Origin of the sequence: Klenkia terrae, assembly GCF_900491935.1 — a bacterium.
Classification (GTDB): Bacteria; Actinomycetota; Actinomycetes; order Mycobacteriales; family Geodermatophilaceae; genus Klenkia; species Klenkia terrae.
In genome coordinates, this window is record NZ_UEXK01000004.1 from 637,896 (window position 1) to 660,601 (window position 22,706).

At 69.5% G+C, this 22,706-nt stretch carries 14 protein-coding genes and 2 tRNA genes; 5 read left to right on the plus strand and 11 right to left on the minus strand.

The window, feature by feature from the left end:
- The first annotated feature begins 135 nt into the window (after positions 1 to 135).
- On the plus strand, positions 136 to 1,503 hold the full coding sequence (locus LFA75_RS24050; RefSeq protein ID WP_263639347.1) for a helix-turn-helix transcriptional regulator: 1,368 nt from the start codon (positions 136 to 138) through the stop codon (positions 1,501 to 1,503).
- 2 nt (positions 1,504 to 1,505) lie between these two features.
- Here LFA75_RS24050 and LFA75_RS03360 read toward each other — a convergent pair whose 3' ends face one another.
- Together LFA75_RS03360 and LFA75_RS03365 are read right to left on the minus strand one after the other, a co-directional pair.
- Positions 1,506 to 1,892 carry a DUF4233 domain-containing protein gene (locus tag LFA75_RS03360; RefSeq protein WP_225232347.1) on the minus strand — a complete coding sequence of 129 codons (387 nt, stop codon included), beginning with the start codon at positions 1,890 to 1,892 and terminating at the stop codon, positions 1,506 to 1,508.
- Positions 1,889 to 3,271: a bifunctional folylpolyglutamate synthase/dihydrofolate synthase gene (locus LFA75_RS03365; protein ID WP_225232348.1), complete on the minus strand. Its 1,383-nt coding sequence runs from the start codon at positions 3,269 to 3,271 to the stop codon at positions 1,889 to 1,891. Before LFA75_RS03365 ends, LFA75_RS03360 begins: the two co-directional genes overlap by 4 nt.
- A 42-nt stretch (positions 3,272 to 3,313) precedes the next feature.
- Between LFA75_RS03365 and valS the strand changes: the two genes are divergently transcribed.
- Positions 3,314 to 5,884 (plus strand): valine--tRNA ligase, encoded by a 2,571-nt coding sequence (gene valS, locus LFA75_RS03370; protein WP_225232349.1) that lies wholly within the window; start codon positions 3,314 to 3,316, stop codon positions 5,882 to 5,884.
- Between the two features lie 159 nt (positions 5,885 to 6,043).
- On the opposite strand, the gene clpX is transcribed toward valS, so the two are convergent.
- The 5 genes from clpX to LFA75_RS03395 form a co-directional block, all read right to left on the minus strand.
- Complete coding sequence (clpX, locus tag LFA75_RS03375) at positions 6,044 to 7,318, minus strand: ATP-dependent Clp protease ATP-binding subunit ClpX (protein ID WP_225232350.1); 1,275 nt, start codon at positions 7,316 to 7,318, stop codon at positions 6,044 to 6,046.
- A 336-nt stretch (positions 7,319 to 7,654) separates the two neighbouring features.
- Positions 7,655 to 8,281, minus strand: a complete 627-nt coding sequence (locus tag LFA75_RS03380; protein ID WP_225232351.1) for an ATP-dependent Clp protease proteolytic subunit — start codon at positions 8,279 to 8,281, stop codon at positions 7,655 to 7,657.
- Positions 8,282 to 8,298: 17 nt separating this feature from the next.
- Positions 8,299 to 8,931: an ATP-dependent Clp protease proteolytic subunit gene (locus LFA75_RS03385; protein ID WP_455428449.1), complete on the minus strand. Its 633-nt coding sequence runs from the start codon at positions 8,929 to 8,931 to the stop codon at positions 8,299 to 8,301.
- A gap of 270 nt (positions 8,932 to 9,201) precedes the next feature.
- A complete protein-coding gene (gene tig, locus LFA75_RS03390) occupies positions 9,202 to 10,773 on the minus strand; it encodes a trigger factor (protein WP_225232352.1) in 1,572 nt (523 codons plus the stop codon).
- Positions 10,774 to 10,871: 98 nt separating this feature from the next.
- Positions 10,872 to 10,945 (minus strand) — tRNA-Pro (locus LFA75_RS03395).
- Positions 10,946 to 11,002: 57 nt separating this feature from the next.
- Between LFA75_RS03395 and LFA75_RS03400 the strand changes: the two genes are divergently transcribed.
- Positions 11,003 to 11,076 (plus strand) — tRNA-Gly (locus tag LFA75_RS03400).
- Between the two features lie 296 nt (positions 11,077 to 11,372).
- On the opposite strand, the gene LFA75_RS03405 is transcribed toward LFA75_RS03400, so the two are convergent.
- The 3 genes from LFA75_RS03405 to LFA75_RS03415 form a co-directional block, all read right to left on the minus strand.
- On the minus strand, positions 11,373 to 16,148 hold the full coding sequence (locus LFA75_RS03405) for a DEAD/DEAH box helicase (RefSeq protein ID WP_225232353.1): 4,776 nt from the start codon (positions 16,146 to 16,148) through the stop codon (positions 11,373 to 11,375).
- Between the two features lie 194 nt (positions 16,149 to 16,342).
- Positions 16,343 to 16,864 carry a Mov34/MPN/PAD-1 family protein gene (locus tag LFA75_RS03410; protein WP_176523077.1) on the minus strand — a complete coding sequence of 174 codons (522 nt, stop codon included), beginning with the start codon at positions 16,862 to 16,864 and terminating at the stop codon, positions 16,343 to 16,345.
- Entirely contained in the window at positions 16,846 to 18,678 is a 1,833-nt protein-coding gene (locus tag LFA75_RS03415) for a ThiF family adenylyltransferase (protein WP_097196963.1), read from the minus strand. The genes LFA75_RS03410 and LFA75_RS03415 overlap by 19 nt, the downstream gene beginning before the upstream one ends.
- A gap of 578 nt (positions 18,679 to 19,256) precedes the next feature.
- On the opposite strand from LFA75_RS03415, the gene LFA75_RS03420 reads away from it, so the two are divergent.
- Positions 19,257 to 19,607, plus strand: a complete 351-nt coding sequence (locus LFA75_RS03420) for a helix-turn-helix domain-containing protein (RefSeq protein WP_097197070.1) — start codon at positions 19,257 to 19,259, stop codon at positions 19,605 to 19,607.
- Between the two features lie 19 nt (positions 19,608 to 19,626).
- On the plus strand, positions 19,627 to 20,586 hold the full coding sequence (locus tag LFA75_RS03425; RefSeq protein WP_176523075.1) for an ImmA/IrrE family metallo-endopeptidase: 960 nt from the start codon (positions 19,627 to 19,629) through the stop codon (positions 20,584 to 20,586).
- A gap of 610 nt (positions 20,587 to 21,196) precedes the next feature.
- Here the strand turns inward: LFA75_RS03425 and LFA75_RS03430 are convergent.
- Positions 21,197 to 22,504 carry a hypothetical protein gene (locus LFA75_RS03430; protein WP_225232354.1) on the minus strand — a complete coding sequence of 436 codons (1,308 nt, stop codon included), beginning with the start codon at positions 22,502 to 22,504 and terminating at the stop codon, positions 21,197 to 21,199.
- Positions 22,505 to 22,706: the final 202 nt, after the last annotated feature.

A 22,706-nucleotide genomic window follows, 5' to 3' on the forward strand; every position in this document is an offset into this window, starting at 1 on the left:
GTGCGGGCCCCGGGCGGGGCCGGACCCGGCGACCGTCGCCCGGCGCCGGACCGGGGCACCACGGGGGCGACCCTGCGCCGCAGGTCCAGGGGAAACCCTGGACCGCAGCGGGCCCTCCCGTGCCAGGCTCACCCGGTGCGCACCCGGCCGCGGTGGACCCCGGCGCGCGGTGTCGTGCCCGCGGCGGCGCTGGCCCTCGTCGTCGTCCTGGTGACCGTGGGCCTGGCCCGCGGGCTGTGGTTGGACAACCTGCACAACGGGGTGCTGGCCCTGGCCTGCACGGCGGTCGGCGGGTACGTGCTGCACCAGCGGCCCGGCCACCGCCAGGGCCGGCTGTTCCTGGCCACCGGGGTCGCCGAGGCGGTGCTCTTCCTGGGCCGGCAGGTCGGGCACGCCCCGGGCGGTCCGGGCAGCGCCTGGTGGGGCTGGCTGGGCGTCTGGCCGGTCGCGGTCGTGCTGGCCCTGACCACCCTGGCGGTGCTGTGCTTCCCCGACGGCCGGCTGCCCTCCCCGCGGTGGCGACCGGTGGCCGGACTCGTCGTGGCCGTCGCCGGGGGGTGCGCCGTGCTGTCCGCGCTGTGGCCGGTGGAGTACTCCTCGGTGGACGTCCTCACGGCGCACCCCGTCGCGGACGCGGCGCCGCCGGTGGTCCAGGCGGTCTGGTCGGCCCTGGCCCACCCGAGCTACGTCGTCTCCCAGGTGCTGTGGGTGGTCGCGGTCGCCGCCCGCTGGCGCACGGCGTCCCCGGGCACCCGCCGCCAGCTCGGCTGGCTGCTGCTCGCGGTGCTGCCGGCGGGCGTCGCGCTCCTGGTGGGGCTGGTCGGCTGGGGCTCACCGCGGGCCGGCGTGCTGGCCGCCGCGCTGGTGCCGGTCGCCGCCGGGCTGGCCGTCGTGCACGGCCAGCACGCCGGGGCACGTGCCGCGCTCAGCTGGCTCTCCCGGGCCCGGAGGCCCGGCGGCGACCTGGCCGGTGAGCTGACCAAGGCCACGGGGACCGCGCTGGACGCCGCCCGGGTCGTGCTGTGGTCCGGGGCCGACACCCTGCTCGCGGTCGGCGTCTGGCCCGACCCGGACGCCGACCTCGCTCCCACCACCCCGGCCGCGGTGCACGCCATCGGCGAGACCCGCGACCTGGTCAGCGGTGGTGTCCGGGTCGGGGTGCTCGCCGTCGAGCCGGGCGACGACCCGCTGTCGCTGGCCCAGCAGCGGCTGCTGGACGACCTGGCGGCGCAGGCCACCCTGGTCGTCGAGCACCTGGGCCTGGCCGCTGCGGTCCGGCACCGACCGGCCACCCGCCCGGTGCCGGAGCTGACGCCGCGGGAGCGCGACGTCCTGGCGCTGATGGCGCGCGGGTTGTCCAACACGGCCATCGCCGCGGAGCTGCACCTGAGCGTGAAGACCGTCGAGCCCGTGGTCAGCACCGTGTTCGGCAAGCTGGGCCTGCAGCCCGACACCCGGGACAACCGCCGGGTGCTGGCGGTGCTGGCCTACCTGGAGCGCTGAGCTCAGTCCACGGGCGGCGGGTCGGGCACCGGCCCGAACGGCGTGCCCACCAGCTCCTTGCGGATCTGCAGCAGGTACAGCCAGACCAGCAGGAAGACGCCGCCGACGAACCACATGGCGTTGGAGTAGAAGCCGGTCAGCAGCAGCGGGACCTGCAGCACGGTGCCGATCAGCAGCCCGCGCGGCCGGCGCTGGATGCCGCTGGACAGGATCAGCAGGACGGCGAGCACCAGCAGCACGGTCAGCCGGACCCACCCGAGCCCGTCGGACTGCACGATGCCCCGCGGCACGAAGAGCACCGCGATGCCCTCCAGCAGCAACGTCGCCGCGGCCGCCCCGGACAGCGCCTTGGCCGCCCGCGCCGGGTCGGCCGCCCTGGGCTGGCTCACTTCCGCTTGCCGCCCATCAGGGTGCGGGCCTCCCCGGCGGTGATCACGCTGCCGGTCACCAGCACCCCGGACCCGCCCAGGGCGTGGTCGGTGCCGGCCTCGGCCAGCTCGATCGCCGACTCCAGCGCGTCGACCAGCCGCGGGTGCACGCTGACCCGGTCGGCGCCGAAGACGTCGACGGCCAGCGCACCCAGCTCGTCGGCCGGCATCGCCCGCGCCGAGCTGTTCTGGGTCACGACCAGCTCGGCGCACAGCGGCTCGAGCTCGGCGAGCATCCCGGTGACGTCCTTGCCGGCGACGCACCCCACGACGCCCACCAGCCGGGTGAAGTCGAAGGACTCCCGCACCGCCGCGACGGTGGCGGCCATCCCGGCGGGGTTGTGCGCGGCGTCGACCAGCACCGACGGCGAGGTGCGCACCCGCTCCAGCCGGCCCGGCGAGCGGACGGCGGCGAACGCGGCGCGGACCACCTCGGGGTCCACCGGCCCGCTGGCCGACCCGGCCCCGAGGAACGCCTCGACCGCGGCCAGCGCCACGGCGGCGTTCTGCGCCTGGTGCGCGCCGAACAGCGGCAGGTAGACCTCGGGGTACTCCCCGCCCAGGCCCTGGATGCGGATCTGCTGGCCCCCGACGGCGACCGTGCGCTCCAGCAGGCCGAACTCGGTGCCCTCCCGGGCCACGGTGGCGTCGACCTCGACCGCGCGGCGGACGAGGGCCTCCAGCGCACCGGCGGGCTGGTGGGCGAGGACGGCGACCACGTCGGGACCCGGGACGCCGTCCTCGGTCGGCGGTGCGGCCTTGATGATCCCGGCCTTCTCGGTCGCGATGGTCGCGACGTCGGGCCCGAGGTACTCGGCGTGGTCCATCGAGACCGGGGTGACCACCGCGACCCGGGCGTCGGCCACGTTCGTCGCGTCCCAGGTGCCGCCCATGCCGACCTCGACGACGGCGACGTCGACCGGGGTCTCGGCGAAGGCTGCGTAGGCCATCGCCACCATGACCTCGAAGAAGGACATCGGGACGTCGGAGGAGCCGTCGACCATCTGCACGTAGGGCGCGATGTCGTCGTAGACCTCGACGAACCGGTCGGGGCGGATCGGCCGGCCGTCGACGACGATCCGCTCGCTCATCGACTCCAGGTGCGGGCTGGTGAACCGGCCGACCCGCAGCCCGAAGCCGCGCAGCAGCTCGTCGATCATCCGCGCGGTCGAGGTCTTGCCGTTGGTGCCCGTCACCTGGACGACGGGGAAGGCGCGGTGCGGGGAGCCCAGCAGGTCGACCAGCGCGGAGATGCGGGTCAGGCTGGGCTCGAGCCGGCTCTCGGGCCAACGGGCCAGCAGGGCGGCCTCGACCCGGGCGACGTCCGAGGGGGTGCTCACTCCGCCCAGGATGCCAGTCGCGGCGCTTCCTAGGATGGGCGCATGTCCACAGACGTCACCGCCCCGGGCACCGTGCCCGACAAGCCCACCCTCGACGGCCTGGAGGCCAAGTGGGTAGCCGCCTGGGCGCAGGACGACGTCTACGGCTTCGACCGGGCCGCCGCGCTGGCCGCGCCGCGCTCGCAGACCTACGCCATCGACACTCCGCCGCCCACCGCCAGCGGCTCGCTGCACGTCGGGCACGTGTTCAGCTACACGCACACCGACATCGTGGCCCGCTACCACCGGATGACCGGCAAGCACGTGTTCTACCCGATGGGCTGGGACGACAACGGCCTGCCGACCGAGCGCCGGGTGCAGAACTACTACGGCGTGCGCTGCGACCCCTCGCTGCCCTACGACGCCTCGTTCACCCCGCCGGAGAAGCCGGGCAAGGACCAGCTGCCGATCAGCCGGCGCAACTTCGTCGAGCTGTGCGAGCGGCTGACCGCCGTCGACGAGGCGGAGTTCGAGAAGCTCTGGCGCCAGGTCGGCCTGTCGGTCGACTGGTCCAACGTCTACCGCACGATCTCCGAGACCTCCCGGGCCACCGCGCAGCGCGCCTTCCTGCACAACCTGGCCCGCGGCGAGGCCTACGCGCAGGAGGCGCCGACCCTCTGGGACGTCACCTTCCGCACCGCCGTCGCCCAGGCCGAGCTGGAGGACCGCGAGCGGCCCGGCGCCTACCACCGGGTGGCCTTCGCCGGCCCGGCCGGACCGGTGCACATCGAGACGACCCGCCCCGAGCTGCTGCCGGCCTGCGTGGCGCTGGTCGCCCACCCCGACGACGAGCGCTACCAGCCGCTGTTCGGGCAGACCGTGCGCACGCCGCTGTTCGGCGTGGAGGTGCCGGTGGTCGCCCACCGCCTGGCCGAGAAGGACAAGGGCTCGGGCATCGCCATGATCTGCACCTTCGGCGACCTGACCGACGTCATCTGGTGGCGGGAGCTGCAGCTGCCGACCCGGGCGGTCATCGGCTGGGACGGCCGGCTGCTGCCCGACGCCCCCGACGGCGTCCCCGCCGAGGTGTACGCCGAGCTGGCCGGCAAGACCGTGTTCAGCGCTCAGCAGCGGATCGTGGAGCTGCTGCGGGAGTCCGGCGACCTCGAGGGCGACCCGCGGCCCATCACGCACCAGGTGAAGTTCTTCGAGAAGGGCGAGCGCCCGCTGGAGATCGTCACCACCCGCCAGTGGTACATCCGCAACGGCGGACGGGACGCCGACCTGCGCACCGCGCTGGTGGCCCGCGGCAAGGAGATCCAGTGGATCCCCGAGCACATGCGGCACCGCTACGAGAACTGGGTCGAGGGGCTCAACGGCGACTGGCTGGTCAGCCGGCAGCGCTTCTTCGGCGTCCCGTTCCCGGTCTGGTATCCCCTCGACGAGGCCGGCGAGCCGGTCTACGAGCAGCCCCTGCTGGCCCCCGAGGAGTCCCTGCCGGTCGACCCGTCCTCCGACCTGCCCGCCGGGTACACCGAGGACCAGCGCGGCGTCCCGGGCGGCTTCATGGCCGACCCCGACGTGATGGACACCTGGGCGACGTCGTCGCTGTCGCCGCAGGTGGCCTCGGGCTGGGACACCGACCCGGAGCTGTTCGCGCACGTCTTCCCGATGGACCTGCGCCCGCAGGCGCACGACATCATCCGGACCTGGCTGTTCTCCACCGTGGTGCGCGCGCACTACGAGCAGGGCCAGGTGCCGTGGACGCACGCCGCCATCTCCGGCTTCGTGGTCGACCCCGACCGCAAGAAGATGAGCAAGTCCAAGGGCAACGCCACGACGCCGATCGACGTGCTGGAGAAGTACGGCACCGACGCCGTGCGCTGGCGGGCCGCCGGCGCCCGCCCCGGCGCGGACTCCCCCTTCGACGAGGTGCAGATGAAGGTCGGCCGCCGGCTGGCCATCAAGCTGCTCAACGTGGGCAAGTTCGTGCTCGGCAGCCTGGGCGCCACCGCCGACCTGGTGGGCGCCGAGGTCTCCGAGCCGGTCGACGCCGCCCTGCTGGCCCGGCTGCGCGGGGTGGTCACCGAGGCCACCGCGGCGATGGAGGCCTACAACTACACCCGGGCGCTGGAGGTCACCGAGACCTTCTTCTGGCAGTTCTGCGACGACCACGTCGAGCTGGTGAAGACCCGCGCCTACGGCGAGGACGGCGGCCCGGTCGAGGGTGCGACGTCGGCCAAGGCCGGCCTGGCGACCGCGCTGTCGGTGCTCAACCGCCTGCTGGCGCCGGTGCTGCCCTTCGCCACCGAGGAGGTCTGGTCCTGGTGGCAGACCGGGTCGGTGCACCGCGCCGCCTGGCCGACCGTCGAGGAGCTGCCGACCGGCGGCGACCCGGCCCTGGTGGGTGTCGCGGCCGAGGCGCTGGCCGCGATCCGCAAGGCCAAGAGCGAGGCCAAGGTGTCGATGCGGGCGCCCGTCGAGTCCGCGGTGGTGCACGCCCCGGCCACCGAGGTCGCCCTGGTCGAGGCCGTGCGCCGCGACCTGGTCGCCGCCGGGATCATCACGACGCTGACCGTCGAGCCCGGCCAGGGCCCGCTCACCGTCGACGTCGTCCTCGCCCCGACCGAGTAGGCGCACGGACCCCAGACCCACGCCGTTCAGGGATCCTCCCGGCCCGCAGGGGCACAGGATGCCTGGACGGCGTGGGTCTGACCCAGCCCAGCAGGACCACAGCTCGCAAGAGGCCCGGAACCCACCTGGGTTCCGGGCCTCTCGGGTGTTAGCTGCGGGTCAGGCGGACTTCTCGCGGCGCTCGCGGGTGGGCTTGCGCGGGACGATCGTCGGGGCGACGTGCTCGAGCACGACGTCCTGGGTGATCACCACGGTCGCGACGTCCTCCCGGCTGGGGATGTCGTACATGACCGACTGGAGCACCTCCTCCAGGATCGCCCGGAGCCCACGGGCGCCGGTGCCGCGCAGCAGCGCCTGGTCGGCGATCGCCTCGAGGGCGTCGTCGGTGAACTCGAGCTCCACGCCGTCGAGCTCGAAGAGCCGGCGGTACTGGCGCACCAGGGCGTTCTTCGGCTCGGTGAGGATGTTGATCAGCGCCGTGCGGTCGAGCTTCTGCACCGTGGTGATGACCGGCAGACGACCGATGAACTCCGGGATCATCCCGAACTTCAGCAGGTCCTCGGGCAGCACCTGGGCGATCGCGTTGGCCTCCTCGATCTCGGCCTTGCCGCGGACCGGCGCCCCGAAGCCCATGCCCTGCTTGCCGATGCGGGCCTCGATGACCTCTTCGAGCCCGGCGAACGCGCCACCCACGATGAAGAGCACGTTGGTGGTGTCGATCTGGATGAACTCCTGGTGCGGGTGCTTGCGCCCGCCCTGCGGCGGCACCGAGGCGGTGGTGCCCTCGATGATCTTCAGCAGCGCCTGCTGCACGCCCTCGCCGGACACGTCCCGGGTGATCGACGGGTTCTCGCTCTTGCGGGCGATCTTGTCGACCTCGTCGATGTAGATGATCCCGGTCTCGGCGCGCTTGACGTCGTAGTCGGCGGCCTGGATCAGCTTGAGCAGGATGTTCTCGACGTCCTCGCCGACGTAGCCGGCCTCGGTGAGCGCGGTGGCGTCGGCGATGGCGAAGGGCACGTTCAGCATCCGGGCGAGGGTCTGCGCGAGGTGGGTCTTGCCGCACCCGGTGGGGCCCATCAGCAGGATGTTGGACTTGGCCAGCTCGACGTTGTCGTCGCGCGAGCCGCGCTCGCCGCCGGCCTGGATCCGCTTGTAGTGGTTGTAGACCGCGACGGCGAGCGTGCGCTTGGCCTTGTCCTGGCCGATCACGTACTGCTCGAGGAAGTCGTGGATCTCCTTCGGCTTCGGCAGCTCGTCGAACTTGAGGTCCGAGGACTCGCTGAGCTCTTCCTCGATGATCTCGTTGCAGAGCTCGATGCACTCGTCGCAGATGTAGACCCCGGGGCCAGCGATGAGCTTCTTGACCTGCTTCTGGCTCTTCCCGCAGAACGAGCACTTGAGCAGGTCGCCGCTCTCACCGATACGTGCCACCTGGCTGACCTCCGTGTCACAGCGGGCCTGCTGGGAAGAGCAGGTCCCTCGATCATCTGTCCTGATCACCCCGCCGGCGGCGGGCCTCGTGCACGACCCGGCGGGTACCGGGGATCAGGCGTTCGCCGACCGTACCGGCCACCACCGACGTTCCCGGGCAGTGACGCACCCGGGTGGCGGCTGTCGTCCTCCCCCGACTCACACGAGCCCCGGGTGCCCCCTCGGGCTCCCTGCGACCGTGCGGCTCCGGGGCCCCAGACGGGGTCCCGGAGCCCACGCGCCGGGGGTCCTGCGCCCGCCCCGGCAGTGCCGGGACGGGGTCGTGCGGTGGAGCGGTCAGGCCATGAGGGCGTTGAGCTTGCGGCTCTGCACGACCTCGTCGACGATCCCGTACTCCTTGGCCTCCTGGGCCGTGAGGATCTTGTCGCGGTCGATGTCCTTGCGGACCTGCTCCTGGGACCGGCCGGTGTGCCGGGCCAGGATCTGCTCCATCTGGGTGCGCACGCGCTCGATCTCGGCCGCGTGGATCTCCAGGTCGGTGACCTGGCCGCCCGCCTCGCCCGAGGGCTGGTGGATGAGCACCCGGGAGTAGGGCAGCGAGAGCCGCTTGCCCTTCGTGCCGGCCGCCAGCAGGACGGCGGCGGCCGACGCCGCCTGGCCCATGCAGACGGTCTGGATGTCGGGCCGGACGAACATCATCGTGTCGTAGATGGCCATCAGCGCGGTGAACGAGCCACCGGGCGAGTTGATGTACATCGTGATGTCGCGGTCGGGGTCGGTGGACTCCAGCGTGAGCAGCTGGGCCATGACGTCGTTGGCGCTGGCGTCGTCGACCTGCACCCCGAGGAAGATGATGCGCTCCTCGAAGAGCTTGTTGTAGGGGTTGGACTCCTTCATCCCGTAGCTGGTGCGCTCGGTGAAGGAGGGCAGGATGTACCGGCTGTCCGGCATCTGGAAGCTCATGTCAGGTCCTCCGACCGTCAGTTCTCGGTGACCGGGTTGTCGGTCTCGGTGGTCGCGGAGGCCTTGGTGACCACGTGGTCGACGAAGCCGTACTCCAGCGCCTCGGCCGCGGTGAACCAGCGGTCGCGGTCGGAGTCGATCGCGATCTGCTCCACGGTCTGGCCGGTGTGCTGGGCCTGGAGCTCGTTGAGCTCCTTCTTGGTCCGGCGGAACAGGTCGGCCTGGATCGCGATGTCCGAGGCCGTGCCGCCGACGCCGGCGGAGGGCTGGTGCATCATGATCCGCGCGTGCGGCAGGGCGTAGCGCTTGCCCGCGGTGCCGGCGGTCAGCAGGAACTGGCCCATCGAGGCGGCCAGGCCCATCCCGTAGGTGGCGACGTCGCAGTCGATGAACTGCATCGTGTCGTAGATCGCCATGCCCGCGGTGACCGAGCCGCCGGGCGAGTTGATGTAGAGGTGGATGTCGCGCTTGGGGTCCTCGGCGGACAGCAGCAGCATCTGGGCGGCGAGCTGGTTGGCGATCTGGTCGTCGACCTGGCTGCCCAGGAAGATGATGCGCTCGCGCAGGAGGCGCTCGTAGACCGAGTCGCCGAGGTTCATCATGTTCCCGGCGCCGCGCATCACCGGCGCGGTCGGGTATGGGGTGCTCACGAGTGCGGTGACCTCCGTAGGACTGTCGAGCAGGCGGTCTCTGGGCTGTGGTGCGGTGGTGCAGGTGGGCCGCCGGGGGCGGGCCGTGCCCTGGTCGGGGCGGGCCCTTCTCGGTGTCACGTCGACCCTAACGCGCACGTCCGACACCTCACTCCCTCGACGGCCGGTGTTCGCCGAGGGCGCACAGCGCGCCACCGCGGACCCCCCCCGGGACGACGACGCCCGCCGCACCGCGGGTGCGGTGGGCGGGCGTCGGCGGTGCGGGGTCGATCAGGACTCGGCGGCTGCCTCGTCGTCGGCGCTGCCCTCGGCGGCGTCGTCGGCCTTCGCGGCAGCGGCCTTCTTGGCCGGGGCCTTCTTGGCGGCGGCCTTCTTCTTCGGGGCGGGCTCCGCGTCGTCGGCCGGCGCGTCGGCGTCGGCCGGCTTCGCCGCCGCCTTCTTCGCCGGGGCCTTCTTGGCGGCGGCCTTCTTCTTCGGTGCCGCGTCGCCGTCCTCGGCCTCGGCGTCGTCGGCCTTCACCGTCTTGGGCCGCAGGCCCTCGAGGTCGACCTCGTTGCCGGAGGCGTCGGTGATGGTCGTGGACTCCAGCAGCTGGGCCAGGGCCTTGGTGCGGCGGACGTCGGCGACGAAGTCGGAGATGTTGTTGCCCTGCTGCAGCTGCTGCGCGTACTGCTCCGGGCTCACCCGGTTGCGCTGGGCCTGGGCCATGATCTGCGCGGACAGGTCGTCGTTGTCGACGGTGACCTCGCGGGCGTCGGCGATCGCGTCGAGCACGAACTGCGTGCGGACGGCGTTCTCCACGTTGGCCTTCATGTCGGCGTCGTAGGCCTCGCGACCCTCGATGCCGGCGGCGGTGAAGTAGGCGTCCCAGTCCATGCCGGCCTGCTGCAGCTCGCCCTCCATGGCCCGGGTGCGCCACTCGAGCTCGCGCTCGACCAGCGTCTCGGGCACGGGGACCTCGATGACCTCGAGCAGGTGCTCGACCAGCTTGTCGCGGGCCTGGCTGCCCTGCTGCATCACCTTGACGCGACCCAGGCGGGTACGGACGTCGTCCTGGAGCTCGGCGAGGGTGTCGAACTCGCTGGCGGTGGAGGCGAAGTCGTCGTCGAGCTCGGGGAGCTCCTTGGCCTTGACCGAGCGGACGGTGACGGTGACCTCGGCGTCGGAGCCGGCGGCGTCGCCGGACAGCAGCGCAGAGGTGAAGGTGGCCGACTCGTCGACCGACAGGCCGCGCACGGCCTCGTCCAGGCCGTCCATCAGGGTGCCGGTGCCGACCTCGTAGGACATGCCGCTGGTGGTGCCGTCCTCGAGGACCTCGCCGTCGAGCTTGGCCTCCAGGTCGATGGAGACGTAGTCGCCGTCCTGCGCGGCCCGCTCGACGCCGGTGAGCATCGCGAAGCGCTCGCGCATGGTGGAGACCTGGGTCTCGACCTCCTCGTCGGTGACCTCGACGTCGTCGACGGTCACCGCCAGCGAGTCGAGCTCGGGGAGCTCGAGGGTCGGAGCGACGTCCACCGTGGCGGTGAAGGCGAGGGTGTCGCCGTCGTCCAGGCGGGTGACCTCGACGTCGGGCTGGGTCAGCACCCGGACCTGGTTCTCGCGGATCGCCTCGGAGTAGACCTCGGGGACGGCGTGCTGGACGACCTGCTCCAGGACGGCGGCCCGGCCGATGCGCTGGTCGAGGATGCGGTTGGGGACCTTGCCGGGTCGGAAACCGGGGACGCGGACCTGCCGGCCGAGCTCCTTGTAGACCTCGCCGAAGGCGTGGTCCAGGTCGCCCCACGGCACCTCGATGGCGAGCCGGACCCGGGTCGGGCCCAGGTTCTCGATGGTGCTCTTCACAGTGCAGCGCTCCTCGGTGCAGACAGCGATGGGTACGGCGAGACCACTGGTCAGGCCGGGATGCCCGTCAGTCTCCCAGAGACTGCGCGGACGTCGTGTCGGGGTGACAGGATTTGAACCTGCGGCCCCCTGCTCCCAAAGCAGGTGCGCTACCAAGCTGCGCCACACCCCGTGGCGAGGGCCGAGTCTAGGCCTGAGCGCTACCGCTACCCTGGGCGGGCGACATCTCGCGGGTGTAGCTCAATGGTAGAGCCCCAGCCTTCCAAGCTGGCCATGCCGGTTCGATCCCGGTCACCCGCTCCACGTCCTGACCAGCTCCGATGCCCGTTTGTGCAGCTCAGCCGGGCAGCGCTGCTCCTTCCGTGCCTTACCGGTGCCGCCCCTGTTGACCACTGACCACCGGGTTTGACCGGTGCTTAAGGCGCGGATAAGGCGCGCCCCGGCCGTGGATGACCTCTGCGTCGTGCAGCTGCAGGGCACGGGCCGCCAGCCCACGAGCGACGCCGGGTACGGACGGCCAGGTGTCATCTCGTGGCTGGCCTGTGCCCCGATCGGGGCGGCCGGCGCACCGTGATCGCGGCCTGGCCGTCCCGTGTCGTTCACCCGTCGTGGCGGGTATCAAGCGGGGGCAGGGAGTCGACCACCTTGATCGTCTCCAAGGACACTGTGACGATGCGCGCCAGCAGGTCGACGATGTAGCGCGGATCGCCGACTTCGCGGGACCAGTCGTTGGGGTCGTTGACGATGCCCGACGCCTTGTCCGTCTTCACCCAGTAGCGGTCGATGATCCACTCGATCGCCGAGCGGCTGCCCAGCGTGTACCGGTACGCCTCTTCCGGGATGCCCCGCAGGGTGATCCGGTCGTTGTAGTGGATGACCGACTTGTCGCTCCGCAGACCTTCGGTCTTCTGCTCCGCAGTGGGCTTGCCGAAGCTCATCTTCTTGTTGCCGACGGCGAAGAACCCGTAGTTGGCCTCGCCGCCCGGGCCACTCACGTCAAGCCCTTCCAGCGGGTACGGCTTCACGGTCTCGTAGCCCAGGTGCACCTCGGCCAGCTGCCTGCCAGCATCGGCGAACGCCCGGAAGTCGGCCGCGAACGGGATCCGAGGCAGCATCTTCTTCAGGTCCGCCGCGTAGGTCTCCCGGTACTCCGACGAGTGCAGCAGCCCGTAGACGTAGTCGAAGATGTCGTTCTTGCTGATCGCCTCGCCCTGGTACGCGGCGGTGAATGCGGCCAGCGCCTCATCGGTGATGTTGTCGATCTGCCGGTAGCCATCGACGACGTCGCCCTCGTGGACGTCGAACATCCCCGCGTCGTCGACCTTCTCGTAGTGCCACCGCGCAAAGAACTGCCCCGTGTAGCTGTAGAAGCTCAGGTCCGGCAATTGGTCGACCATGACCACCCCTGGCGCTGCTTCAATGCGCGGGGCAACAACGACAAGCCCTCGATTCACGTGCGTTGAGCCGGGAAACAGCGTGGGAAGCCTGTAGACCATGTCATTCAGCGCGCGGTCGAAGTAGACGTTCGCCTTCGTGAATGGTCGATAGACGGCTAACTGGACGCGCTCACCCTTGAATTCACGAGGACGCCCCCGATCCAGATCCGCCAGGAGACCCCGGTTCCAGCTGATCAAACTGCCGTCCGTCGTTGCGGTCGCTGCGGTGGCGCCTCGGGCACGGTCCGTCTCGTACGTGGCGACCAGCCTGGTCATGTTCTCAGCCACTGATTCCCGGCCGAAGGAATAGCACCATGTATCGCGATTGGTCTTCAAACCGCCTGACTGGACTGCAAAGACAGACTCGATGGGCAGGAAGCTGACAAAATCGTCGGCGCGTTGGCCGAGCCAATCGCCATGATCGTTCGGCGCGATAACCACGGGTGCCAAGCCACCAAGAGTTTCCGCCTCGGCGACATGGGCCAACTTCTGCTCGCGAGTGAGATAGTCGCCGACGTCGGTGTAATGCACAGTGGCCGATCCGGCCTGGCCACGTTTCTTGACCAGCACGGTGATGGCGACAGTGGCTCGACTGCCGGCGCCAAAGACCTTGCCGCCCTCACGGCGAGACTGCTCGCCTGCCGTGCGCTGGTTGCCGCGGAGGTTGAACACGTGGATGGCCGAGAACTCCTCGGCCAGCGTCTTGCGCATGCCGTCGGCGGTGTTCGAGTCCAGAAATCCACCGTTCGTCACGAAGGCGACGATGCCGCGATCCTGGATGCGCAGCGTGGCCCACTTGATCGCCCGGATGTAGGAGTCGTACAGCGAGTTCTTGTTCGTCGCTGTCGAGCGGGCGGCGTAGGTGTCCCGGATGGCGGCGTCCAGCGTGGGGTACTTCTCGTTTGCGTTGTCGTCGTTCGCCGAGTCCTGGCCTGCCGAGTACGGCGGGTTGCCAACGATCACCTGGATAGGCAACTTCTTCTGCCGCTCCAACCGCTCGTTGTTCTCCGGCATGACGCTGATGTCCTGCTGGTCGCCGTCCTCCCACGACTGGAAGCTGTCGGTGAGCACCAGCCCGGGGAACGGCTGCGGCGTCCCCTCCAGCTCCTCGAACGTCGTCTCGATGTTCGCCGCGGCGATGTAGTAGGCCAGCAGCAGGATCTCGTTGGCGTGCAGTTCGTTCGCGTACTTGCGGGCCAGGTCATGCGGCTCGATCAGCCCGCTCTGCAGCAGCCGCACCAGGAAGGTGCCGGTGCCAGTGAACGGGTCGAGCACGTGCACGCCCTCGTCGGTCAGCCCCTGCCCGAACTCCGCGCGCAGCACCTCGTCGGCCGAGCGCAGGATGAAGTCGACGATCTCCACCGGCGTGTAGACGATGCCGAGCTTCGACACCGTCTTCGGGAACGCGGTGGCGAAGAACTTGTCGTACAGCTCCACGAGCACCCGCTGCTTGCCCGCGGCGTTGTCCACCCCGGCGACCCGCTTGCGCACGGTGTCGTAGAAGCCCTCCAGGGTCTCGTTCTCCGCACCCACCGCGTGCGCATCGAGCACCACCAGCATGTTCTCCATCGTCCGGGCCACCGGATTGCCGGCCAGGAAACTGGAGTGCGCGAACAGCGCCTCGAACACCGGCCGGGTGATGAGGTGCTGGGCCAGCATGTCGATCGCGGCGTCGTCGGTGATCGAGTCATTCAGGTTGCCGCGCAGCCCGGCGACGAAGTGCTCGAACTCGGTGGCCGCCGGCCCCGGCGTCGCGAGCAGGCCCTTGATGCGGGTGACGTGCGCGGCGGCGATGTCGGCGACGTCCTTCGCCCAGGATTCCCAATATCGGCGCTCGCCGACCTTGGCCACGATCCGCGCGTACATCGCGTCCCGGAATTCGTCGGCCGGGAACTCCATGAGCAACTGCTCGGTGGACTTCTGCCCCGGCTGATCCGGGTCGGGCACGGCCACGCCGTCGCCGTCCGTCGGACCGGTGATGGAGACGATCTCGATGGTGTCCGGCTTGCGCTTGTTCAACTCGATCTGGTTGACCATCGCGTGGAAGCGGTCATCGTGGCTGCGCAGCGCCTGCAGCACCTGCCAGACCACCTTGTACCGCTCGTTGTCCCGCAGCGCCTCCTCCGGCGCGACGCCGCTGGGCACCACCACCGGCAGCACGATGTAGCCCAGCTCCTTGCCCGGCGCCTTGCGCATCACCCGGCCGACGGACTGCACCACGTCGACCTGCGAGCCGCGGGGGGTGAGGAACAGGACGGCGTCCAGCGAGGGCACGTCCACCCCCTCGGACAGGCAGCGGGCATTGGTGAGCACGCGGCACACGCCGTCGGGGGCGGGCTCCTTGAGCCAGGCGAGATGGGTGTTGCGTTCGTGCACGCCCATCGTGCCGTCCACGTGCGCCGCCTGAACCCGCAGCCGGGGGCGGTCCTCCGGGGCGTCGATCTGCGCTCGGTCGGCCAGATCCGGGAACGCCGCGGCCGCCGTCTTGGACGCCTTGATGTGCTGCGCGAAGGCCACCGCCGTCCGCATCGGCGCCCTGCCGACGACCGACGGCTGGCCATCGGTCGCCGACGGGCCGAAGTTTTTCGCCAGGCCGTTCCAGCAGCCGATCAGCTTCGCGGCTTGGTCGAGCTGGATCTCGCCGGAGTTCGCCATGGCCTGCTGGAAGTTCTCCGCCACGTACTTCTCGTCGACGGCCAGCACCAGCACCTTGTAGTCGGTCAGCAGGTCGGCCTCGACCGCCTGCCCGAAGCCGAGCCGGTGCAGCTTCGGACCGAACGTGTCCTGGTCGCCCATGTCGGCCAGCACCGCATCGGCGCTCTGGGCCTTGCGACGGACCTCCTCGCCGAACACTTTGGGCGTCGCGGTCATGTACAGCCGCTTGGCCGCCTTCAGGGCGTCGGCGTCGTGCACCCGCACGAACGCGGACTCGTCTCCCTCGGCGAGGGTGACGCCGGTCGTCCGGTGCGCCTCGTCGCAGATGACCAGATCGAACCAGGGCAGGCCGAGCTCCTGGGCGCGGGTGACCACGTCGATCGACTGGTAGGTGGAGAACACCACCCGCATTTGGCCGTCGGCGTTCGTGTTTGCCTCGAACCGGCTCAGCAGCGTCTGCGGGTCGGTCGAGGCCGGCTCGGTCAGGTCGATCGGGAGTTGGTCGGCGTCGTCGGACGGCGTGCGCCGTCCGACCCGGACGTCCGAGCAGACCGCGTACGGCGCGATGTCCACCTCGGCGTTGGCCATCCACTCCCGCAGGCTCTGGCTCAGCAGCTGGATGCTCGGTACCAGGAACAGCACCGTGCCGCCGGCGCCGACCAGCTCCTCCGCGATTCGCAGGCTGGTGAAGGTCTTCCCGGTGCCGCAGGCCATCACCAGCTGGCCCCGGTCGTGCTCGGCGAGCCCGGCGCGGACGTCGTCCAGCGCCTTTTGTTGGTGCGGGCGCAGCGCCTTCTTGCCCGTCGGGACGACGATCTCCGGAGTCGTCCAGGAGAACTGGTCCCAGTCGATGGCGGCGTCGGCGAGGTAGCCGATGTCGACGCGCTGGGCCACTCCCCCGGCCAGCGTCTCCTCGGCGTTGGTCGACCAGCCCGCTGCCGTGTCGAACACGATCCGCCTGGTGAACTGGGCGGAGGCGGAGGCGGAGACGAACGAGTCGATGTCGGCCTTGGCGACCGTGCGACCCGGTGCGTAGAACTTGCATTGGATGGCGGTGAGCCCGCCGTCGTCGGCGTTCGCCGCAACCAGGTCGATGCCGGTGTCAGGCCGGCCAGCGCGCTCGGGCCAGTCCGACCACAGCCAGACGTCGGAGAACCGCGACTTCCACTCCGGGTCGGAGGTCAGGTAGGCCCTGATCAGTCGCTCGAACTTGCTGCCCTTGTCCCGCTCGTCCAGCGCTTCGCTGCGAAGTCGGTCTAGGACAGTGTGGATGGTCCCCGTCACGCTTCGCATCTTGCCCGACTGGACCTCAGGGCAGGGTTGCGCCGCCCAGACAAGTCGGCCCATCGCAGGGCGAGAGATCGACTAACGGGACGTCCGGCGAGGGTGGCTCCCGTCGGACGGGCTCACACAATCGACGCCGATCTGACGCCTTGGCACTCTTCTCCAGCGCCAGGTCTGCCGAGCCCATCGCCCGCTCACTCGCTTCGATCGGTCGGTGACTCCCACACCTCAAGGGATAGGAGACGAGGGCCGCCGCGACGGCGGACTTGCTGGCGGACGGCGACCTGCCACAGCGGACCGCCAGCGAGCACAGCCATCACCGGATAGTCGGCGCGCGCGTCGGGATGCTCGGCGATATGACGCAGGGTGGCCCGGTCGGTGCCGCTGAGCCTGACGGTGCCACGCGGATGGGTGTGCCAGTCGCCCAGGTACTGCAGTCGTCGGCCTGCCAGCTCGTACGCCTGGGCGAGTTGCTCCTCCTGCCAGGCGCTATCCGGTGTGAATGTCCTCGCGTGATGGCCGGCGCGGGGCCCGGGGCCGATGACCTCACTGATGACCACCGCGGCCGGTTGAGGGGACCAGCCCAGAAGGAGTCCCCCGGTCTCTGAGGGGTAGGCGCGCTGGGCCTCGCGGAGCGCCTCCTCCAGGGCCGCCGCGGCCCACCACACGCGGCCCCGGCGGGTGGCGCGGAAGTCGATCAGTGGTCGCCGCGGCACAGCGGATGCACCGGTAGCTCGAGGCCGGTCCAGGTCGGGGGGATCGGCGTCCCGTCAGACGTCCTCAACGCGAGGACGTGCACGTCGTGGCCGCTGTCGGGGTACCCGCCTGGCCGGCCCTGCTGCAGCGTTGCCACGGCGACGCGGACGGCGTGCAAGGCGACCTCGGCGAGGTCGAAGCCGGACCCGGCGAAGGTGGGGTCGGCGCAGCCGACCGGTTGGACTCCACTTCCGTCTGGGGCCGCCGCTAGCGAGGGGATGGACTCGCCGTGGAGGCCGTACTCGAGGCAGTACCAGCACGCCGTTCCCGACACGGGCGACAGGCGGGTCACACGACCACCCCACCCGCCGTTGGTCGCCGAGGCGGCGAGGTACGGCTTGCGGCGGCGGCGCGCCAGCCACGCCAGCGCCTGCTGCAGGCCCTTCTCCGCGGTGCAGTCCAAGACGAGGTCGACCTTGTCGATGAGCTCGATCCACGCGTCGATCTCGTTGCGGTGGTCGGGCTGGGGGTCGGTACGTGGTGCGCCGATCGCGTACGGAATGACGTTGACGGTGATGTCGGGCGCGACGCTAAGGGCGATCTGGCTGGCGGCGAAGGCCTTGTTCCATCCCGCCATGTCGAGGCGGGCGGCGTGCCGGACCAGGTTGCCCGGTTCCAGGTGGTCGCGGTCGACCACGGTGAGCTGTCCGATACCGGCCCGGGCGAGATGCTCGGTGACGGTGCTGCCGAGCGCTCCGACACCGAAGACGGCGATGTGCCGGTCGTGCAGGCCGGTGAGTTCGGGGACCCGGGCCGCCATGTCCGGCTGCCCGGCGTACCCGGCGCGGATGACATGCGTGGTGATCCTGCCGCCAGCCGACGGAAGGCCGCGCTGCCCGCGCCCGCGCTTGGCCTGCTGCCGGGGCCGGCCGCCGGCCGGACGGAGGCGGACGAGGAAGACCCAGCCGTCGCCGGTGCCGCGGTGCACTCGCTCCTCGGGGAAGGTCAGGCCGAACACCTGCAGTTCCCAGCCTTCGACGGGAGCGGGCTGCCACGCCCCGTCGAGGAGTTGCGGCGCAGCTCTCTTCAGTTCGGTCACGAACGCCTCGGGGGTGTTGCCCCGGACGGAGGCGTCCAGGCGAGCCCAGCGGCCGGTGACCGGTCGCGGGAAGCGGTCGGGATTCTGCCCGGAGAGCGAGCAGAGGACCTGGCCCCTGCCGTCGCTGACCGTGAAGACCGCGCCGTGCAGGAGGCCGGCGTCCTGCACCGCATCGACGCCGGCCAAGTCCAGCCGGGAGAGCCGCAGGCCGAGCGTCCCATGCGTGCTCGTGGTGGGCAGCGTCCAGCCGCTGTCGACGAGAAGCATCGATCCCTCGTCGAAGCAGCTGTAGTAGTCGGTCCAGGGCTCGGCCTGGGCCTCTTCCACGCCGGTGAGGGCCTCGACTTCGTCGGCGGACGTCGCCGTTGCCTGGCCGGCCTGCACCGTCTTGGGCAGCTGGTTGGTCAGCAGCCAGGCCAGCGTGTCGTCCGTGTGCCACAACGCAGTCGAGCGACCGATCAGGCAGAGGTCTCCGCTGAAGGGATGCGCGTGGTGGGCCATCGGCTCCAACTGGTCGGCAGTGAGGCGGACCGAGGGCCGGACGAAGGGGTACAGGTCGGGGAAGGTCACCGTCAGGTCGACGACCCGGTCACCGATCGCGGTCACGCGTAGCTGAAGGACGCCGAGCCGGCCGGCCGCGTCGTCGATGTCGTAGCGGATGCCGGCCGCCTCGAGACATATCAACTCGTGCTCGAGGCGGCCGGGGAACTCCGTCTCCCAGAGCGGAGTGCTCAACCGACCGGCCGGTCCTTCGGCGGACGCGGCGGGTTCGGCGGGCCCGGCGGGGGGCCCGGCGGCGGCTTCGGGGTGTGCGGGTGCTCCGGGTGCTCCGGGTGCTCCGGGTGCTCCGGGTGGTCGGGCTTGCGCGGCTGTCCAGGCATGGTTTTCCTCTCGTTCGGCGCCGATGTCGGCGACTCCGTTGACCATGGCACGTACCTCTGACAATTCCGCCCAGTCGCGGTTCTGCACGCCGCCGGACGGTTGACACCGCCTGAAAAGGAGCGAGTTGCACGACGCTCTTTTCAAGCGAGGTGGCAATCAGTTCTCTTTGCGGACGCCCTTGAACGGTTTGGCGTCGGCCTTGCCATCCATGAACTGGCCGCCTGGTCCACGCTTCGTCCACGAATGCGTCTTGGGGTTGTAGGTCTGCGTCCGCTGGCGCACTGCTCCAACGCGATGTCCGCGACCAGTGTTTTTGGCCATGACGGCCTCCTCTGTCTCATCGCCGCCACCATGGTGGGCGGACGTTCACTAGAGTGCATGGCGGTCGCAGGCTTGTCAACTATGGTGTCCGGGCGTGTACTATCGTGGCTATGCAGGACCAGCCCGCCGAGCTCGGCAAGATCCTTCAACGCCTTCGGGAGTTGTCCGGCTCATCGCTCAAGGCTGCGGGCGAGCAAGCGGGGATCAGCGCGGCGTACCTCTTGAAGCTTGAGCGCGGCGACGTTCAAAACCCCTCTCCCCACGTCTTGTACCGCCTCGCCGAAGCTCTAGACGGGGACTATCTGGACCTGATGCGGCGCGCTGGCTACGTCGTACCCGGCGCGCAGGGTGCCGGCGGCAGCCTCGCTCACGCACTCAGCGCCAAGGGCATAACTGACGACGAGGCCGCTGCGCTAGCCGCCTACCTAACGATCTACCGACAGCAGCGCGGGCATGGCTGACCTCCTAGCGTCGGCCGAGATGATCGACGCGCACGTCGACGACCTGCTTCGTGCAGCGGACGCGTACGGCCGCTTTCCCACACCGGTGAACGACATCATCGAGGCGGCCGGCCTGGTCGAGGTGCCGAACCACGAACTGGACCACGCTGTGCTGGCGCAGATGCCGCCCGAGCAGCGGGCGCTAGTCGTGCAGGCACTGCCCCAGCTTGAGGGCATGCTCGACCGACAGGCGAGGACGCTTTGCGTAACAGACCTCGTCACCAACGAAAACCGTCGTCGGTTTGTCAAACTCCACGAAGTCGTTCACGGAGCTCTGCCACACCAACAAGCGCTCATATACGCAGACAACGCCGAGACGCTGAGCCCTTCCACGCGTCTAATGTTCGAGCGCGAGGCGAATTACGGGGCCGCGCACCTGCTTTTTCAGAGAGCCGCTTTCGCGGCTGAAGCCCGCAGTCTCAGCCTCTCCGTGGCATCGGTTCAGGTGCTCGCCGCTCGCTATGGGTCATCGATCCACGCGGCGTTCAGACGTTATGCGGAGACTCACGACCGAGCGGTCCTAGTTTTACGGTTGGATCTCCCGAAGGTCAGGGGGGGACCACAGATTCGTCGCGAACAACCATGCTCCCCCTCGTGGACGAGCCGGTTCGGTGCTCCAAAATTCCCAACGCACATGAGCCCGTCGGATTTTTCCTTCCTCCACCTGGACAACGAGGTTGCCGGGGAAACTCAGCTCGTCGACCTGAACGGCCAACCAGCGAGAGCCAACGTCGAAATGTTCAGCAACTTCTATTCACGCTTCGCCCTGCTCTGGACGACGCCCGCACGCCCAAGAACGGACCCGCAACGACTCGCGAGCCTGCTCTCCTCGGACTGGACCGCAGCCCGGAGGCTGGCAGACCGCACACATCGCACCGCCTTGGCCCGGTCAGCTGGTACGGCGCCGAATGACCACACCACAGGCAACGACAACCGTTAGTCGGTGCGGCGCCGCTCCTGAGACAGGGTGCGTCAGACGGGAGACGCAGGCGTTTGCACCGCCGCGGTGAGAGTCATGCACGGCCACCCAGGTCAGGTCCCGTCGGGTGGGACTTGCGGCACGAACATCCCTCGGCCACCCCGCGACGAAGCAGCCTCGGCACGAGATGGGAGCTGTGTCCGCTCGGGGGCGCAGCAACGTGACCTGTGGCAGTGCATCAGAGCCAACTTGCTGCTCCGTCCCACGGCCCAGTTGCCTAACATGTCTTTCCGACAACGCCATGTCCCACCACCCGGCGCCAGCGCATCCTCGTAGCCGAAGGATTCAGGATCATCGGCCGGCACACGTCTTGCTGTCCGCCTGTCTATCCCGGACAGTCCCCACTGCATCACAGCGAACACTTGGTTAGGTCGCGCCACGAGATGCGCGAGGTGCCGTCCGGAAAGAGCTGCTCGGATTCCGTCCCGCCATCTGGGATTCTCGAAGCAGCGTCGAACCGGGGACCGAACGCCCGACACGCTCCCGCGCCATCTACTGTGCGCCGGCGTCACCACGCCTCCGGTCCGACATCGGGCCGTAGGACCATGCGGCGATGGCCGACGTCGCTATCTCACGGGCGCCGCGAAGGAATCTGAGAGTGCTCACTCTCGTCGATCACGACCACAATGCCTCGGTTGTTCTCGAGCGTATTTCTAATCAAGCTTGAGACGACCGTGCTCGTGTCACCTCGAGTCCCGATCCATGAGCCTCCCACTAGATCCACGAACTGACCATTGGTGAGGTAGCGCATGGCGTTATGCCAACCAATAGCCACGCCTCCTCGACTGCCCTCCACCCGGCGATCCCGACGGACTAGCTCGAACAGGTCGACGGGGAAGTACATGCCCTTCGCCAGGCGATTGCCGTCGGGACGACGGATATCAGGATTTACAAGCTTGACATAGAACGGCGCTGCGGATAGCCGCATGTCTTCCACCTGCACAGGAGTCGAGTCCACCAGACCAAGGCTAGCCATTCGCTTAAGTTCTTCGGTCAACTGCGCGTCAGGTCGATAGCTGACTCGCGAACCGTTTGCCTCCGCGGTCATGCGCTTGTACTGCACTAAGACGAATGCCTTCGTCTCTTCACGGTAGTAAATTAGGTCGGTACCAGTGAGCAGTTCGAGCTCGGTCTTGTCCGCATACAGGACAGTCAGCCTTCGTTGTGGCACATCCGGGTCCGTGTACCTCCAAACATCGTGGATGCCAACCTCGGTATCAACCCAAAGACCGAATCGTTGGGCATCGTGTCGAATCAAGGCCGCCTCTTGCGTGGTGGAGGTGGTCAAGCCACGCAGGAAGGGAACGTCGATCGCGCTCTCAACATCAGGCACCCGGGCGCGGCTGTCCACCCCGGCCAACTCGAATCCAAGCGCCACCGCATCCCGCTGCTCACGCCGATTGCGCACAGCAGCTGAGATTTGCCCAGGCACCGCTTGGAGCCGGTCGCGCAACGACTGAACTGCCTCCGCGACGCCGGCGCGAAGTTCGTCTAGTCGGGCTACCACGACATCCGCGGCACCGGGCGGCAGGAGTGAATCCCACGCCAATGCACTTGTGACCGTAGAGCGGCGACCTTCGGGTAACCCCTCGAGTACCTCCGTCCAGGGAACCGGTGGCGTTATGCGCCGGGGGTGGAGGACCTCCACCAGGAGGTCAAAGTCCCCCGACCGCTGTCGTCGGCGGACCAGCGCCGCGCCGCCAAGGCTGTCCGACCGCGACAGCAGCGCGACTTGCCAGGTCTTCGTCAAACGGATTCCCGTCGAAGCGATGGTTGTGGTCAGCACACCACCTGCTGTCTCGGCGCGGTCGAAGAGCACGTCCCACGACTGACGCAGTTCCAACACCGGCATGCGTGGAGTCTTCTTGGGGGATGCCACAGCCCGCGATTCTTCCCAATCATTCACTTCTCGCCCAAGGACCAGACGGCGAGTCACCCTATGGGGACGTCTTGAGCAACAAGGATGTGCTCACCGCGCACTTGTGTGGATCGAGGGCCGGCAGCGATGGCGGCCATGGCGCATACCAGGGAAATCCCGTCCGTCCCAAGGGACGCAGCGATCTGGTGAAGCGTCAGCCCAT